Annotated in this window: 14 protein-coding genes; 8 read left to right on the top strand and 6 right to left on the bottom strand. The window is 75.3% G+C overall.

Going from position 1 to position 14,198, the window contains the following annotated elements; genetic code table 11:
* Window positions 1-213: 213 nt before the first annotated feature.
* A complete protein-coding gene (locus tag ACQYWQ_RS13170) occupies window positions 214-987 on the bottom strand; it encodes a response regulator (RefSeq protein WP_431034683.1) in 774 nt (257 codons plus the stop codon).
* Window positions 984-2,252 (bottom strand): sensor histidine kinase, encoded by a 1,269-nt coding sequence (locus ACQYWQ_RS13165; protein ID WP_431034682.1) that lies wholly within the window; start codon window positions 2,250-2,252, stop codon window positions 984-986. Before ACQYWQ_RS13165 ends, ACQYWQ_RS13170 begins: the two co-directional genes overlap by 4 nt.
* A 439-nt stretch (window positions 2,253-2,691) precedes the next feature.
* Between ACQYWQ_RS13165 and ACQYWQ_RS13160 the strand changes: the two genes are divergently transcribed.
* The 3 genes from ACQYWQ_RS13160 to ACQYWQ_RS13150 all read left to right on the top strand — a co-directional run bounded on the left by ACQYWQ_RS13160 (window position 2,692) and on the right by ACQYWQ_RS13150 (window position 5,278).
* Window positions 2,692-3,282 carry a GlcG/HbpS family heme-binding protein gene (locus ACQYWQ_RS13160; RefSeq protein WP_431034681.1) on the top strand — a complete coding sequence of 197 codons (591 nt, stop codon included), beginning with the start codon at window positions 2,692-2,694 and terminating at the stop codon, window positions 3,280-3,282.
* A 62-nt stretch (window positions 3,283-3,344) separates the two neighbouring features.
* Window positions 3,345-4,010, top strand: a complete 666-nt coding sequence (locus tag ACQYWQ_RS13155) for an ankyrin repeat domain-containing protein (RefSeq protein WP_431034680.1) — start codon at window positions 3,345-3,347, stop codon at window positions 4,008-4,010.
* Window positions 4,007-5,278: a YncE family protein gene (locus tag ACQYWQ_RS13150; RefSeq protein WP_431034679.1), complete on the top strand. Its 1,272-nt coding sequence runs from the start codon at window positions 4,007-4,009 to the stop codon at window positions 5,276-5,278. Before ACQYWQ_RS13155 ends, ACQYWQ_RS13150 begins: the two co-directional genes overlap by 4 nt.
* Before the next feature lie 72 nt (window positions 5,279-5,350).
* On the opposite strand, the gene ACQYWQ_RS13145 is transcribed toward ACQYWQ_RS13150, so the two are convergent.
* Window positions 5,351-5,878 (bottom strand): GNAT family N-acetyltransferase, encoded by a 528-nt coding sequence (locus tag ACQYWQ_RS13145; protein ID WP_431034678.1) that lies wholly within the window; start codon window positions 5,876-5,878, stop codon window positions 5,351-5,353.
* Window positions 5,879-6,055: 177 nt separating this feature from the next.
* Between ACQYWQ_RS13145 and ACQYWQ_RS13140 the strand changes: the two genes are divergently transcribed.
* Window positions 6,056-6,934 carry a prephenate dehydratase gene (locus ACQYWQ_RS13140; RefSeq protein ID WP_431034676.1) on the top strand — a complete coding sequence of 293 codons (879 nt, stop codon included), beginning with the start codon at window positions 6,056-6,058 and terminating at the stop codon, window positions 6,932-6,934.
* A 117-nt stretch (window positions 6,935-7,051) separates the two neighbouring features.
* Here the strand turns inward: ACQYWQ_RS13140 and ACQYWQ_RS13135 are convergent, their stop codons facing one another.
* A complete protein-coding gene (locus tag ACQYWQ_RS13135; RefSeq protein ID WP_431034675.1) occupies window positions 7,052-7,627 on the bottom strand; it encodes a TerD family protein in 576 nt (191 codons plus the stop codon).
* Window positions 7,628-7,854: 227 nt separating this feature from the next.
* Here ACQYWQ_RS13135 and arfB point away from each other — a divergent pair, with 227 nt between their 5' ends.
* Together arfB and ACQYWQ_RS13125 are read left to right on the top strand one after the other, a co-directional pair.
* Window positions 7,855-8,283: an alternative ribosome rescue aminoacyl-tRNA hydrolase ArfB gene (arfB, locus tag ACQYWQ_RS13130; RefSeq protein ID WP_431034674.1), complete on the top strand. Its 429-nt coding sequence runs from the start codon at window positions 7,855-7,857 to the stop codon at window positions 8,281-8,283.
* Window positions 8,284-8,515: 232 nt separating this feature from the next.
* Window positions 8,516-8,701: a hypothetical protein gene (locus ACQYWQ_RS13125; protein ID WP_431034673.1), complete on the top strand. Its 186-nt coding sequence runs from the start codon at window positions 8,516-8,518 to the stop codon at window positions 8,699-8,701.
* A 74-nt stretch (window positions 8,702-8,775) separates the two neighbouring features.
* On the opposite strand, the gene ACQYWQ_RS13120 is transcribed toward ACQYWQ_RS13125, so the two are convergent.
* On the bottom strand, window positions 8,776-9,285 hold the full coding sequence (locus tag ACQYWQ_RS13120) for a flavin reductase family protein (RefSeq protein WP_431034671.1): 510 nt from the start codon (window positions 9,283-9,285) through the stop codon (window positions 8,776-8,778).
* A 443-nt stretch (window positions 9,286-9,728) separates the two neighbouring features.
* On the opposite strand from ACQYWQ_RS13120, the gene cdgB reads away from it, so the two are divergent.
* On the top strand, window positions 9,729-11,585 hold the full coding sequence (gene cdgB, locus ACQYWQ_RS13115; protein ID WP_431034670.1) for a diguanylate cyclase CdgB: 1,857 nt from the start codon (window positions 9,729-9,731) through the stop codon (window positions 11,583-11,585).
* Between the two features lie 182 nt (window positions 11,586-11,767).
* On the top strand, window positions 11,768-12,787 hold the full coding sequence (locus ACQYWQ_RS13110) for a CBM35 domain-containing protein (RefSeq protein ID WP_431034669.1): 1,020 nt from the start codon (window positions 11,768-11,770) through the stop codon (window positions 12,785-12,787).
* A gap of 136 nt (window positions 12,788-12,923) precedes the next feature.
* Here the strand turns inward: ACQYWQ_RS13110 and ACQYWQ_RS13105 are convergent, their stop codons facing one another.
* Window positions 12,924-13,874 (bottom strand): 1-phosphofructokinase family hexose kinase, encoded by a 951-nt coding sequence (locus ACQYWQ_RS13105; protein WP_431034667.1) that lies wholly within the window; start codon window positions 13,872-13,874, stop codon window positions 12,924-12,926.
* Between the last annotated feature and the right edge of the window lie 324 nt (window positions 13,875-14,198).

Raw genomic sequence — 14,198 nt, 5'->3', positions numbered from 1 at the left:
GACCGCCCGGCCCAGCCCAGCCGCCCCGCCCGGCCGAGCCCCGCCCGGCCGCGCCCCGCCCCGCCCAGGTCCGCCAGCCGAGCCCGCCCCGGGTCACCCCACCCCCGCCGGGTCGAGCCGAGCCCGCCCCGCCCGGCCGCCCAACCCCGTCAGCCGATGTCCGCCCGCCCCGCCCCGCCCCACCCCGCCCCGTCAGCCGACGTCCGCCCGCCCTCACCCCAGCAGCCGCTGCTCCTTCGCCACCGCCACCGCTCCGGCTCGCGTGTCCACGCCCAGTTTCTGGTAGACGCGGCCCAGGTGGGTCTTCACCGTGGCCTCGCTGATGTGCAGGGCACGGGCGATGTCGCGGTTGCCGAGGCCCTGGGAGAGCTGGGCGAGGATGTCGCGCTCGCGGGGGGTCAGCTCGGGCCGGGGCGCGCGCAGGTGGGCGAGGACCCGGTGGGCGACCGGGGGCGACAGGGCGGTGCGGCCCTGGGCCGCCGCGTGGATCGCCGCGAAGAGTTCCTCGGGGCGCTCCGCCTTGAGGAGGTAGCCCGTCGCGCCCGCGTTCACCGCGCGGGTGACGTCCGCGTCCGTGTCGTACGTCGTGAGGACGAGGACGCGCGGCGGGGCGGGCAGCGCGAGGAGTCGGCGGGTCGCCTCGACGCCGTCGATGCCGGGGCCGAGCTGGAGGTCCATGAGGACGAGGTCCGGGCGGAGCTTCGCCGCGAGCGCGACCGCCTCCTCACCGCTCCCCGCCTCCCCGCTCACCTCGATCCCCGCCGCGCTCGCGAGCAGCGCGCGCAGCCCCGCCCGTACGACGGCGTGGTCGTCGCAGAGGAGGAGCCGGACGAGAGGCCCAGCGGGGGCACCGGCAGGGGAACCTGCGGGGGAACCTGCGGGGGCACCGGCAGGGGAATCCGCGAGGGCGCCGGTCGGGGCATCGCTCGGGGCATCGGTGGGGTCGTCACCGGTGGGGTCGGGAGGTACGGCGGCGGCGGTGCTCATGGGGCGCATCCTTCCGGTGGTGCGGTGGAGAAGCTGCGTTCCTGCTCCCCCTCGGACAGCGGGACCCGCGCCGTCAGGACCGTCCCCTCGCCCGGCGCCGAGTCGACCACGAGCGTGCCGCCCAGCTGCTGGAGCCTGGCCCGCGTCGCGGGCAGCCCGTGCCCCCGCGCGCCGCGCGAAGCGCCTGGCCCCGCCCCCGTGCCGGGGACGAAGCCCCTCCCGTCGTCAGCGACGTCCAGGACCGCGAGGTCGTCGAGCAGGGTCAGCGTGAGCGTCGCGGTACGGGCACGGGCGTGCTCCCGTACGTTCGCGAGCGCGCCCTGCGCCGTACGCAGCAGCGCCGAAGCCACCCGGTCCGGCAGGACGGCCGGGCCCGCCCCCGTCTCGTCGTGGACCTCGGCCCGCACCGCGAGCCCCCCGCGCGAGGCCCCGGCGGCGAGCGCGGTGAGCGCCGCCCCCAGGTCCGTACCGCCCGCGAGCCCCGCAGGACCCAGGTCGTGCACGAGCCGCCGCGCCTCGGCGAGCCCCTCCGCCGCGATCCCCGCCGCCGTACGGACGTGCGCGCGGGCCGCTTCGGGGTCCCTGTCCCACTGGCGTTCGGCGGCCTGGAGCAGCATCCGCTGACTCGACAGGCCCTGCGCGAGCGTGTCGTGGATCTCCCCGGAGAGCCGCTGCCGCTCGGCGAGGGTGCCCTCGCGGCGCTCCGTCGCCGCCAGCTCCCTGCGCGTGCGCACGAGGTCGTCGATGAGCGCGCCGCGCCGCGCCGACTCGCGGCTCAGGTGCAGGAACACGCCGGTCGCGAGCGCCGCGACGACCGGCGGGAGGAGGACGAGGTTCGGGTCGAAACCGTCGGCGAGCCGCAGTTCGGCGACCACCACGAGCGCCGTGAGCACGGTGATCGCGGCGAGCGCGGCCCGTACCGGCAGCACCCGCAGCGCCGTGTGCACGAGCGGGATCGCGCACCACGCGAAACTCGGCGCGAGCAGCACCACGACCGCCCAGCACACCGCGACCACGCCCAGCCGCCCCCGCCGCGCCCGCGCGGACCCGCCCCGTACGAGCTGCGTCCCCGCGAGCACGACGCTCAGCGCCACGACCCACGGCAGCCGCCCGCTGTCGCCGTGCCGCAGGACGTAGCGGAGCAGCGCGCCCGCGAGCAGCGCGAGGAAGGCGACGGTGAGGAGCGCGGTGAGCCGCCGCTCATCGGCCTCGGCGGCCTCGTCGGCCCGGGAGGAGGGAAGGAGGACGGTCTGCGGTGGGGGCATGGGCGGGGGTCCTGTGAGGTGCGGGCACGGGTACGGGCGGCGGGTACGGGTGCGCGGGTGCGCCGGGCGGGGGCGGTGGTACGGGGCAGGGGCGGCGGTACGGGGCAGGGCGGGCCCTTCGATCATCGCGCCAGGCGCGGGGCCCCGCATCAACCGATCGGCCGACCCGGGAGCCCACCGGTCGGGGCGCGGGGAATGGCCGGGCGGGCGACGGGAGAGGCGGGCCCGGGCGGCCAGGCTGGAGAAGCGGGAGCCGCCCCGAAGACCAAGGCGCGCCCCGTACCCGTAAGGCCGATTCCGGGCCGTAGCCGTAAGGCGTCCCGGCCCGGCACCCGTAAGGCCGCGTCCGGCCGGTCCCGGCCCCGCGCACACCGTTCACCCGGACACCGACACCCGTTCACCCGGACACCCGGACCCGCACACCCACAGGAGCGAAGCCATGTCCCTCAGCCGCCGCACCCTCCGCACCCTCCGTACCCGCCGTGCCCGCCTCCTCGCCGGAGGCACCCTCGTCGCCGCGCTCGGCACCGCTGGGGTCCTCGGCACCGTGTCGGCGAACGCCGACGCGCCCCGGTCCCGTCCGGCCGCCGCCACCGCCGTGCCCGCCGACGCCGCGCACCGCGCGACGACCACCACGACGCACCTCACGACCGCCGCGGCGACCCGCGCCGCGCAGGCCGCGCTCGACGCCGCCCACCGCGCCCACCAGAACGTCTCGGTCGCCGTCGTCGACCGCGACGGGCGCACGCTCGTCACGCTGCGCGGCGACGGCGCGGGCCCGCAGTCCTACGAGTCCGCCGTGAAGAAGGCGTACACCGCCGTCTCCTGGAACGCCCCGACCTCCGAACTCGTCACGCGCCTCGACTCCGCGCCGACCCTCAAGGACATCCCCGGCACGCTCTTCCTCGCGGGCGGCGCCCCGGTCACCGCGAAGGGCGCGCCCGTCGCGGCGGTCGGGGTCGCGGGCGCGCCGAGCGGGGACCAGGACGAGACGTTCGCGGAGGCGGGCGTCGCCGCGCTGGGCAGGTGAGGTGAAGTAGTCCGGTAGCCCAGGTCCGCGTCTCGCGACCGTACTCGCAGGAGGTCCCACCCATGTCCGGATCGAAGTCCCCCGCCGCCGCTCTTCTCCTCGCCGCGGCCCGCACGGGCGACGCCGCGACCGTGCGCCGCGCGCTCGCGGACGGCGCGGACACGGAGGTACGGGACGAGGCGCGGCGCACGCCGCTGCTGCTCGCCGCGCAGGGCGACCACGTCGCCGCTGCCGAGGTGCTCGTCGCGGCGGGCGCCGACCCGAACGCGCAGGACACGCGTCTGGAGAGCGCGTGGCTCGCGACCGGGGTCACCGGCAGTGTCGCGATGATGCGCGCGCTGCTCCCCGCGGGCCCTGACTTCGCGCTGCGCAATCGTTTCGGCGGGATCGCGCTCATCCCGGCGAGCGAGCGCGGGCACGTCGCGTACGTGGCCGCGGCGCTGCGCGAGACGGACATGGACGTCAACCACGTCAACAGGCTCGGCTGGACCGCGCTCCTGGAGGCCGTGATCCTCGGCGACGGCGGGGCCGCGCACGAGGAGATCGTGCGGCTCCTGCTCGCGGCCGGCGCCCGGCCCGGTCTCGCGGACGGCGAGGGCGTGACGGCACGGGAGCACGCGGAGCGGCGCGGCTTCGCGGGGCTGGCGGCGATGCTCGCCGCGGCGGAGGCCGGGGCGGGCGGGGCGGCCGATGAGCCCGGCCGGAGCGGGGAGGGTGAGGCGGGGTGAGGCGGGTCCTGGCAGGGGCGGCGCTGCTGGTGGCGCTCGCCGGGTGCGCGGGGCCGCCGTCCGGCGGGGAGCCGGGGCCCTCCCGTACGGGCGCGGAGGGCGCGGGGCCGTCCCGTACGGGAGTGGTGGACGCCGGACCGTCCGGTACCGCCGGCCCTGGTCCTGGCCCCGGTCCGGGGCCGTCCCGTACCTCGCCCGCTTCCCGCACCCTCCTCCTCGCCGACTTCGGCGCGGACACCGTGACCTTCCTGCCCGTCGCCGGGCGGGGCCGGGCCGCGTCCGTGAAGGTGGGCACGGCTCCGTACGGGATCGCGCTCGGGGACGACGGCCGCGCGTGGGTGGCGACCGCAGAAGGGCTCGCGGTCGTGGACACGCGGACGCGCGAGCGCGTCGCACGCGTGCCGTACCTGACCAGGACGGGGCCCGTCGCACGCGGCGAGTACCGGGGCGGCGGGATGGGCGTCGCGCTCGCGCCCGACGGGCGGTACGCGTACGTCGGCGTGAACGTGCCGGACGGACGCGGCACGCTGGAGGTCGTCGACACGCGCACGTTGCGCACGACGGCCGTGCTGCCGGTGGGGCGGCGGCCCTTCGACGTGGACGTGGCGCCCGATGGCGGCCGCGTGTACGTCACGGCGCACGACTCCTTCGACGTGACGGTCGTCGACCCCGGAAGCCCGGGAAGCCCGGGAGGTCCCAGCAGTCCCAGCGGTTCCAGCAGTCCCAGCGGTTCCCGTGGTCCCAGCCGTTCCGGCGGCGGCGAGGCGCCGCGCGTCGTGCGGCGCGTCGAGGTCGCGCCGTACGGGACGGAGGGCGGCCTCGGGAGCTGGCTCAAGCCGCACTACGCGGCCGTACGCCCGTCGGACGGCCACCTCCTCCTCCCCTTCGAGGGCAGACGCCTCGTCGACCTCGACCCGCGGACGGGGCGCTCGCGCGTCCTGCCGATGACGGCCCGCACCCACCAGCACGGCACCGCGCTCACGCCGGACGGCCATCAGCTCGTCGTCGGTACGGGCCCGATCGACCCCGCGCGCGACGCGGGCCCGTCCCTGACGATCCGCGCCCCGGACGGCACGGAACGCCTCGTGCCGCTCGACGGGCCGCACGAGGACGTGGTCGCCTCCCCGGACGGGCGCACCGCGTACGTGACGGGCGGCCACACACGGGAGGGCTGGCGGGACGGGGTCACCGCGGTGGACCTGCGGACGGGGAAGACGCGGTGGATCGGGGGCGGGGCGCGGCCGGTGGGCGCGGTGGTGCTGGGGTGAGGGGCACCAGCCCCCGGGGACGCCCCTCGGGGACGCCTCTCGGGGACGCCCCCGGGGACGACCGCCGCCTGTCTAGGCCAGCAGGTCCTTGCGGAGCACGTACGCCGGTCGGCGGCGTCGCAGGTCGGGGCGTTCGTCGATGACCTCGTAGCCGAGCGAGGTCCAGAAGGACATCGCCGTGGCGTTGCCGCGCAGGACCGCGAGGCGGACGCCCGTGCGGCCCTCCTCGCGGAAGCGGTCCTCGACGGCGCGGGTCAGGCGGCGGCCGTGGCCCTCGCGGCGGGCGCGGCCGTCGATCATCAGGAGGCCGATCCACGGGTCGGGGTCGTCGGCGCGCGAGGGGTGGTGGCGCAGGGTCGCCGCGAGGCCCACGAGCTTGCCGCGCGAGCGGGCGAGCAGCACCTCCGCGTCGGGGTGCGACAGCTCCTCGGCGAGCGAGGCGGCGACCTGTTCGGGGCTGATGTTCTCCGGGTCGGGGAAGTCGCCGCTGAGCTGCTGGAACTCCTTGTCCGACGCGTACAGCTCGGTCAGTTCGAGCAGGACCGGCGCGGGGAGCGCGAGCGGGTCGTCGGCGGCCGGGAGAAGCGTTTCGATGAGCATGAGGCGGAGCGTAGGTCCCTGACCCGCCCCGCCCGTGCCGCCTCACCAGGTGAACCCGCCCGTGCCGCCGCACCCCCGTGGACAGCGCCGCGCCGCCTCCCCACGCGAACCCCGCCGTGCCGCCTCACCCCGTGGACAGCGCCGCGCCGCGCCACCCGCTTTCGGTACGTTGGCACCATGAGCAGCGCTTCCGCCGTCGCGTACCAAGGTGAACCAGGGTCCAACTCCGCCGCCGTGAGCGCGGCCATGTTTCCGGGCGAGCCCACGCTGCCCTGCGCGACCTTCGCCGACGTGCTGCACGCGGTGAACGAGGGCGAGGCGCGCGTCGCGCTCATCCCGATCGAGAACTCATCGGCGGGCCGCGTCGCCGACGTGCACCAGCTGCTCGCCTCCTCGGGCCTGCGGATGTTCGCCGAGTACTTCCAGCCGATCCACTTCGATCTCGTAGGGCCGCGCGGCGCGACGATCGAGGGCATCAAGACCGTCCGCAGCCACGTGCACGCCCTCGGCCAGTGCCGGAAGATCACCCGCGAGCACGGCTGGACCGCGCGCGTCGCCGAGGACACGGCGGGCGCCGCCCGCGAGGTCGCCGAGCTGGGCGATCCCACGCACGCGGCCTTCGCGCCCCCCGCCGCCGCCGACCTCTACGGCCTTGAGGTCCTCGCCGGGCAGGTCGAGGACGAGCACCACAACACGACCCGCTTCCTCGCCCTCGCGCGCGCCGAGGAGGCCCCGCGCCCGGAGCGCGCCGACGGCGTCGCGTACGTCACGAGCCTCCTCTTCCGCACCCGCAACATCCCCGCCTCGCTCTACAAGGCGCTCGGCGCCTTCGCGAGCAACGGCGTCAACCTGACGAAGATCGAGTCCTACCAGCTCGGCGGCAGCTTCTACGCCAGCCAGTTCTACGTGGACGTCGAGGGCCACCCCGACGACCCGGGCTTCGTGCGGGCCCTGGAGGAGCTGTCGTTCTTCTCGGCCGAGCTGCGGGAACTCGGCGTGTACCCGGCGCACACGTTCCGCGAGGAGCTGCACCGCCCGGCGGAGGAGCGGGAGTAGCAGGCGGGCGGGGTACGCGCACGGAGCCGGGTACGCGGGCAGGGAGGTACGGGGGCACGGGGCGAGCGGCCCCGTACCCCCCGTACCCCCGTACCCCCGTAGCCCCCTTCAGCCGTCTCAGACGTTGACGCCGAAGTCCTGCGCGATGCCGACGAGGCCCGAGGCGTAGCCCTGGCCGACGGCGCGGAACTTCCACTCCGCGCCGTTGCGGTACAGCTCGCCGAAGACCATCGCGGTCTCGGTCGCCGCGTCCTCGGAGAGGTCGTAGCGGGCGATCTCGGTGCCGCCGTCCTGGTTGACGATGCGGATGTAGGCGTTGCGGACCTGGCCGAAGTTCTGGTTGCGGGTCTCGGCGTCGTAGATCGACACGGGGAAGACGATCTTGTCGATGTCGGCGGGCAGTCCCGCGAGGTTGACGTTGATCGCCTCGTCGTCGCCCGCGCCCTCGCCCGTGCGGTTGTCGCCGGTGTGGACGATGGTCTGGTCCGGGGTCTGCTTGTTGTTGAAGAAGACGAAGTGGGCGTCGGAGTAGACCTTGCCCTCCGCGTTCACCGCGATCGCGGAAGCGTCGAGGTCGAAGTCCGTACCGGTCGTGGTGCGCACGTCCCAACCGAGGCCGACTGTCACGGCGGTCAGGCCCGGGGCCTCCTTCGTCAGCGAGACATTGCCGCCCTTGGACAGGCTTACAGCCATGCGAGGTGTCCTTTTCGTCTGAGTCGAACGATCGCGACCCCGCGCCGTTCGGCGGGACCGTCGTCATTTCTATGAACGCCGGGGCACGTTGCCAAGGTTCCTTGCTTCTTTGCTTTCTTTACGAATCTCCACGGACCGGTGCGCGCGGGGGCCTCGCGCGCCCCCTCCCGTACCCCCCGGCGCGAAAAGCGCGTGCCGCACTCCCCGGGACGCGCGACGATGGAGTCATGTCCGGTCCCCATGTCATCCGTGGCTCGGTCGTCCTGCCCGAGGCGGAGCTGAAGTGGCGCTTCTCGCGCTCCTCCGGGCCCGGCGGCCAGCACGTCAACACCTCCGACACGCAGGTCGAGGTCCTCTTCGACCTCGCCGCGACCGAGGCGCTCCCCGAGGTCTGGAAGAGCCGCGCCCTCGACCGCCTCGCCCCGCGCCTGCGCGACGGCGTCCTCGCTGTCCGCGCCTCCGAGCACCGCTCCCAGTGGCGCAACCGCGAACTCGCCGCCGCCCGCCTCACCTCGCTCCTCGCCGAGGCCACCGCCCCACCCCCGGCGGCCCGCCGCAAGCGCAAGATCCCCAAGGGCATCAACGAACGCCGCCTGCGCGAGAAGAAACAGCAGGCCGAACGGAAACGGGGACGATCGGGGAAGGACTGGGGATAGGGGCGGTACGGGGCGGGAGCGGCAGCCCGCGCGCGGCGTGCCGACGGCGAGACCGAACGTTTCTGTCCCGCCCGGGTGCGCCCCGGGGCCGCCCTGGGATCGCTTGCGTCGGGTGCGCGGCCACCCTGCGCCCCGGCATCGACGACATCGACCTCGGCCCCCGCCCCGCCGCCGGGTTCGGCGTCGCCTGGTTCCCGCGCGCGTGCGCGCCTTGTGGCGCGGGGGAGGCCCGGTGACCGCCCCGCGCGAGCCCGCCCGGACCCTCGCCCGGTGCCACTGGCACCGCGGGCTCGCCGAGGGCGCGGTCCTCGTCCACGTCGTGGAGCAGGCGTCGGGGCCAGGGGCGGGCGGGCACCTGTACGCGTGCGGGCGGTGCCGGGAGTCGTACCGGCTCACGCCGTACGCGGAGAAGCGGTGACCGGCGGCGGCACGGGGGCGGGGGGTGCCTTCGCGGGGCGGCCGCCCGGCCCCGTACCGCCGTTCCTGCCGGGTCTACCCCAGCGCCCGGTACTTCCCCTTGAAGTACACCAGCGGTTCCCCGTCCCCGCTCGGCAGCTCGGCGCTCAGGACGCGGCCTATGACGAGCGTGTGGTCGCCCGCATCGACCCGTTGTTCCGTGCGGCATTCCAGGGTGGCGAGGGCGCCGCCCATCAGGGGGGCGCCCGTGTGCGTGCCTCTGCGGTAGGGGAGGTCCTCGAAGAGGAGGCGGTCGCTGACGCGGCCGCGCATCGCGAAGCGCCCGGCGATGTGGCGCTGTTCGCGGGCGAGGAGGGAGACGCCCCACAGGGGCTGCTCGGTGAGGAGGTCGTCCATGCGGGAGCCCGCGCGCAGGCTCACCATGACGAGCGGCGGGTCGAGCGAGACGGAGAGGAAGGCCGTCGCCGTCATCCCCGCGTCGTCGCCGCGCGGTGCCTCCGGGTCGGTCTGCGGTTCGTGGGCCGTCACAAGGACGACTCCGGCCGCGAGCCGGCCGAGCGCGGCCTTGAACTCCTCGTCACTCACCCCCACAGCATGAGGGGTGACGGGGGCGGCGGGCGATGGGGCGTCGGTCCTGAACACGTCATGCACGCTAACTCGCCAGTAGCACCCACCGCATCGGACCAGCGGCCGAAGCGGACGAAGCGGAAGTCCTAAGACCGGCGCGGCCGGTGAGGGCGCACCGATGGGCAGGGTGGTGCTCAAGCGGTCGAAAACGCACAGGCGACGTACAGAGAGTGCGCATGAGGCCACAGATTTCGCTGTGACTTGAGTCACAGCACTCACATTTAGTTGACCGTGAGTACCGGGCGCACAGCTCACTGTGATTCAGTGGGGGAGTGGCCAATGTGCTGATGTGATCGGATGATCAGCGGTCCGGATCGGTGTTGACGAGATCCGTACCGCGGGTGGTCCGGGGGAGGCGCGCGTCCTGGAGTCGCTGTCGAGGTCTCGGGGAGTAGACGAGCATGGAGACCGAGTCGGAGCCCTACGTCCGTCTTGCGACCATGCGGCAGCTCCACCAGGCGGTCGCCGACCTCGCGACGGCCCGCAGCCTCGCCGACACCCTCCAGGCCGTCGTCGACGGCGTCGTCAACGGCATCGGCTGGGAACTCGCCGCCGTCAACATCGTCCAGCCCGACGGTGACCTCGTCGTCGCCGCGCTCTCCGGGAGCGAAGCGGCCGACTCCCTCATGACCGGCCGTGTCGGCTCCCGAACCGCCTGGGAACGCCGCCTCGCCGCCGCCGAGCAGTGGGGCGCGCTGCGCTTCCTGCGCCACGACGTCGCCCGCCAGCTGGAGACCGACGGCATACCCGCCTGGTACACCCCGGGCCCCGAGCCGCGCTTCGCCGACGAATGGCACCCCGAAGACCAGCTCCTCGCGCCGATGTACGAGCCGGGACAGGCCGGGGAACTCGTCGGCGTCCTCGCCGTCGACCGCCCGCGCGACGGCCGCCGCCCCGGCGCCTGGGGCTGCGAAGCGCTCCAGATGTACGCGGCCCAGGCTGCCACCGCCATCGCCAACGCCCGCCTCCGCTCGAACATGCAACGCGCGCTCGTGCGCCTGGAACGCGAGCAGCAGGCGCTGCGCGCGAGCGAGGAATCCTTCCGGCAGGCCTTCGAGTACGCGCCGAGCGGCATGGCCATCGCCGAACTCGGCGGCGAGCACGCCGGCCGCGTTCTGCGCGCCAACGACGCCCTGTGCCGCCTCCTGGGCCGCTCCGCGTCCGCGCTGCGCCGCTGGACCTTCGCCGACCTCGCCCACCCCGAGGACGTCGGCGTCCTGCTGCGCACCTCCGCCGAGGGCGGCCGCGCCGAACTGCGGCTGCGCCGCCGCGAGAAGAGCGGCGAGAGCTACGTATGGGTCAGCCTGCGCAACTCGGTCGTCGCCGACGCCGCCGACGGCCCCCGCTTCCTCCTCACGCACGTCGAGGACATAGAGGACCGCAAGCGCCGCGAACTCCACCTCGCCCACCGCGCCAGCCACGACGCCCTCACCGGGCTCCCCAACAGTGCCGAACTGCGCACCCGCCTCGCCGCCCGCCTCTGCGAACGCCCCTCGGCCCGCCCCCCGACCCCCGTCGAGAGCCTCGACGCCGCCTACGGCGACCACCGCCCCGACCCCTCCGCGCGCCACCAGAACTACGAGAGCTACGAGGAGTACGCGGCCGCGCACTACGCGGGCGAGCCGTACCCGGCGGGCGGCCTCACGCCGTACGGGCCCTACGGGGGCGAGGGCGCCTACGGGCCCGAGGCGCAGCGCCCCTACGAGGCACCGCAGCCGTACGCGCCGCACCCCGTGACCGACTCGGGCGGCCACACGTACGACCTCGCCCAGGACCCCGCCGGGCGCTTCCCCGCCCCCGGCTACGAGACGCACACGCACGCCGTCGCGCCGCCGCCCGAGGGGATGCCGGACAACGGTGTCAAAGGTCTCGCCGTGCTCTTCTGCGACCTCGACGGCTTCAAGCCGATCAACGACCGCTACGGCCACCACGTCGGGGACGCGGTCCTCATCGAGGTCGCGCGGCGGCTCAGCCGCGGCGTACGGGACGGGGACACCGTGGCGCGGCTCGGCGGGGACGAGTTCGTCGTGCTCGCCGACGGCGTGGGACGCAGCGACGCGGAGGACCTCGCCGTACGCCTGCGGACCGCGATCACGCAACCGATCAGGGCCGATGGGCGTTCCGTACGGGTGGGGGCGAGCTTCGGCATCGGCTGGGCACGCTGCGGCGAGAGCCCGGAGGAGGTCCTCCAGTCGGCGGACCAGCGCATGTACGTGGAGAAGCGCGCGCGGTCGCGGCAGCACCGGCGCGCGATCTGAGCCGCGCGCCCCCCGGATGCTGTGTGGTCCCGGCCACGCGGTGGGTTCGTCCGGAGCGGGTAGGCTCGCCGGGACCGGCCGGTGCCGCTCGCGCCCCCGGTTCCGTCTGCCTGTACGCGACCAGCACGTCTCAGCACGTCCCAGTACGTCACGTCCCCAGCACGTCAAGGAGTGAGCCAGCGATGACCCCCGGCCCCCCCGGCAACAACGGTGCGAACCCGCCCGAGGGCGAGAACCCGGGGGCAGCGGGCACCGAGGAGGACGACCCCTTCGGCTACCTCTACGCCGACGGCCAGTCCGCCGGGGCCAAGCCGCCCACGGGCGGCGGCTACGGCTACCCGGGTCCGCGCTCGTATCACCAGGTCAGGCCGGTCGGCGAGCGCCAGTACGGGTACGGGTACCCGCCCAAGGAGGGCGCGCAGGGCGCGCCGCAGCAGGGCGGCCCCGCGGCCGCGTACCCCGCGCAGCAGAACGCGCACTACGCCGCGCCCGAGAACCTCCCCGGCGGGCCCCCCGCCGGTGGCCGGCGCGCCGCGGCTGCCCAGGGCGGCGGTGGCCGGGGCCGCGGGCCGAACAACAAGGGGCTGCTCATCGGCGCGGTCGCCGTCGTGTGCGCGGTCGCCGTGGGTATCACCATCGCGGTGGTCACGGGCGGCTCGGGCGACGACAAGCAGGCCGCGAAGGACCCGGCACCCAGCGCGACGGCCTCGCAGGGGCAGGTCGACGAGGACGACGACAAGCCGTCCGGCGACGAGGCGTCGAAGGAGGCCGAGGAAGAACTCCCGAAGGCCGACGCGAAGACGCTTCAGCTCTCGGGCGGCCCCTCGGTCGCCTCGGACATCAAGGGCGCGAAGGCGGACGGGGGCAGCTACGTCGCCGGCTTCAACAAGCCGGGCGCCAAGCTCACCTGGAACGTCAGCGTCCCGAAGGCCGGCGAGTACACGGTCTTCCTCGACTACGGCGTCCCCGGCAAGGACCAGCAGGCCAGCCTCTACATCAACGGCGGCGACCGCCGCGACCTCTCCCTGAAGAACTGGGCCCAGGCCTCCGAGGGCGACTGGGAGAAGGGCTGGACCACCTCCTACGTCTTCACCGACCTGACGAAGGGCACGAACGCCATCTCCTTCTCGTGCGACGAGGGAGACAGCTGCGACGCCAACTTCGACCGGGTGTGGCTGAAGGCGGGACACGTGACGAAGTAGGCGGGCGGGGACGGGGCGGCGGTACCCGGCGGGGCGCCGGGACCGGGGCGCGCGTCTGGGCCCGCGTGGGGCGGCGGGACCGTGTGCGGCGGTGGGACCGTGTGGGGCGGTGGGACCGTGTGGGGCGGCGGTTCGCTCACCCCACCTCGCCCACCTTCACCTCCCCCTGGAGGTCCGCGTACACGCGCGCGTCGAACTCGCCCGCCACCGGCGAGGTGACCGCCGCCGCCGCGAGGGCGGTCGCGTGGGTGAGCCGCGTGGGCCAGGTCTGCGCCTCGGCGAGGCCCGCGAGGAGGGCGGCGACGACCGCGTCGCCCGCGCCGGTCGGGTTGCCAGGCAGGGGACGGGGGAGAGCCGCGCGCCACGTGGTCGTGGGCGTCGCTGCGAGCAGACCGCGCTCGCCGAGCGAGGCGACGACCGCGCCCGCGCCCCTGCGGCGGGCGTCACGGGCCGCGCGGGCCGGTTCGCGTGAGCCGGTGAGCTGGGCGAGTTCGTCCTCATTGGGCTTCAGGATGTCGGGGCGCGCGGCGACGCCCCTGCGCAGCGCCTCCCCGCTCGTGTCCAGGACCACAGGGACCCCTGCCGCCCGCGCCTCCCGTACGAGCGTCGCGTACGCCCCCACCGGCACCCCGGGCGGCAGGCTCCCGCACAGCGCGACCGCCGTCGCCGCGGGCAGCAGCCCCGCGTACACGTGCCGGAACGCGCCCCACTCCGCCGCCGACACGAGCGGCCCCGGCTCGCGCAGCACCGTCGCCGCGGCCCGCGCCGCCGCCCGCGACACCACCCGCCCGCGCTGGTCCGCGGTCACCGTGACCGTGCGCCTGGCCGGTTCCGCCGTCTCGACGAGTGCGTCGGTGACCCGGTCGGCCCCGGCCAGCAACTCCCGTATGCGCGCTCCCGTAGGCCCTCCGCACAAGCCCGTCACCGTGACGTGCCGCCCGAGCGCCCCGAGCACCCGGGCCACGTTGAGCCCCTTGCCGCCCGCGCGTTCACTCACCTCGCGCACCTGGTGACTCGCCCCCGGCACGAGCGCGGGGACGCGGTACGTCAGGTCGAGCGCGGTATTGAGCGTGACGGTCAGCAGCATCCGCGCACCCCCTCCCCCTCGCGGTCCGGTGCGTCCCGGCACCGGCACGAGGTCCGATCATGCCAAAGCCGCACCCCGCGCGCCCAGAGCCCGGAGCGGAGCGGACCACTGCGAACGGGACCGAACGTTTCCCGCCGCCACTTCGTCATAAAGGCGTGAACGGGGGAGCGGTACGGGGAGAGCCGCCCGCGCAGGGGGCGGGCGGCTCTCCCCGGTCCGGACGGTACGGCTCGGTCCGGGCGGCACGGCGGCACGGCGGCACGGCAGTCCGGGCAGTCCGGGCGGTACGGCGGTCCGGGCGGTACGGGAGGCTTCGGCGCCGTC

It is taken from the genome of Streptomyces sp. P6-2-1, from assembly GCF_050613165.1.
GTDB lineage: Bacteria > Actinomycetota > Actinomycetes > Streptomycetales > Streptomycetaceae > Streptomyces.
Note: the sequence above shows the minus strand (reverse complement) of the source record. Positions and strands in the feature narration are given on the sequence as shown.

What these genes read in the sequence shown, in the direction of transcription:
- ACQYWQ_RS13170 (WP_431034683.1), bottom strand. Translation starts at nt 987, where the DNA reads ATGAGCACCGCCGCCGCCGTACCTCCCGACCCCACCGGTGACGACCCC.
- ACQYWQ_RS13165 (WP_431034682.1), bottom strand. Translation starts at nt 2,252, where the DNA reads ATGCCCCCACCGCAGACCGTCCTCCTTCCCTCCTCCCGGGCCGACGAG.
- ACQYWQ_RS13160 (WP_431034681.1), top strand. Translation starts at nt 2,692, where the DNA reads ATGTCCCTCAGCCGCCGCACCCTCCGCACCCTCCGTACCCGCCGTGCC.
- ACQYWQ_RS13155 (WP_431034680.1), top strand. Translation starts at nt 3,345, where the DNA reads ATGTCCGGATCGAAGTCCCCCGCCGCCGCTCTTCTCCTCGCCGCGGCC.
- ACQYWQ_RS13145 (WP_431034678.1), bottom strand. Translation starts at nt 5,878, where the DNA reads ATGCTCATCGAAACGCTTCTCCCGGCCGCCGACGACCCGCTCGCGCTC.
- ACQYWQ_RS13140 (WP_431034676.1), top strand. Translation starts at nt 6,056, where the DNA reads ATGAGCAGCGCTTCCGCCGTCGCGTACCAAGGTGAACCAGGGTCCAAC.
- ACQYWQ_RS13135 (WP_431034675.1), bottom strand. Translation starts at nt 7,627, where the DNA reads ATGGCTGTAAGCCTGTCCAAGGGCGGCAATGTCTCGCTGACGAAGGAG.
- arfB (WP_431034674.1), top strand. Translation starts at nt 7,855, where the DNA reads ATGTCCGGTCCCCATGTCATCCGTGGCTCGGTCGTCCTGCCCGAGGCG.
- cdgB (WP_431034670.1), top strand. Translation starts at nt 9,729, where the DNA reads ATGGAGACCGAGTCGGAGCCCTACGTCCGTCTTGCGACCATGCGGCAG.
- ACQYWQ_RS13110 (WP_431034669.1), top strand. Translation starts at nt 11,768, where the DNA reads ATGACCCCCGGCCCCCCCGGCAACAACGGTGCGAACCCGCCCGAGGGC.
- ACQYWQ_RS13105 (WP_431034667.1), bottom strand. Translation starts at nt 13,874, where the DNA reads ATGCTGCTGACCGTCACGCTCAATACCGCGCTCGACCTGACGTACCGC.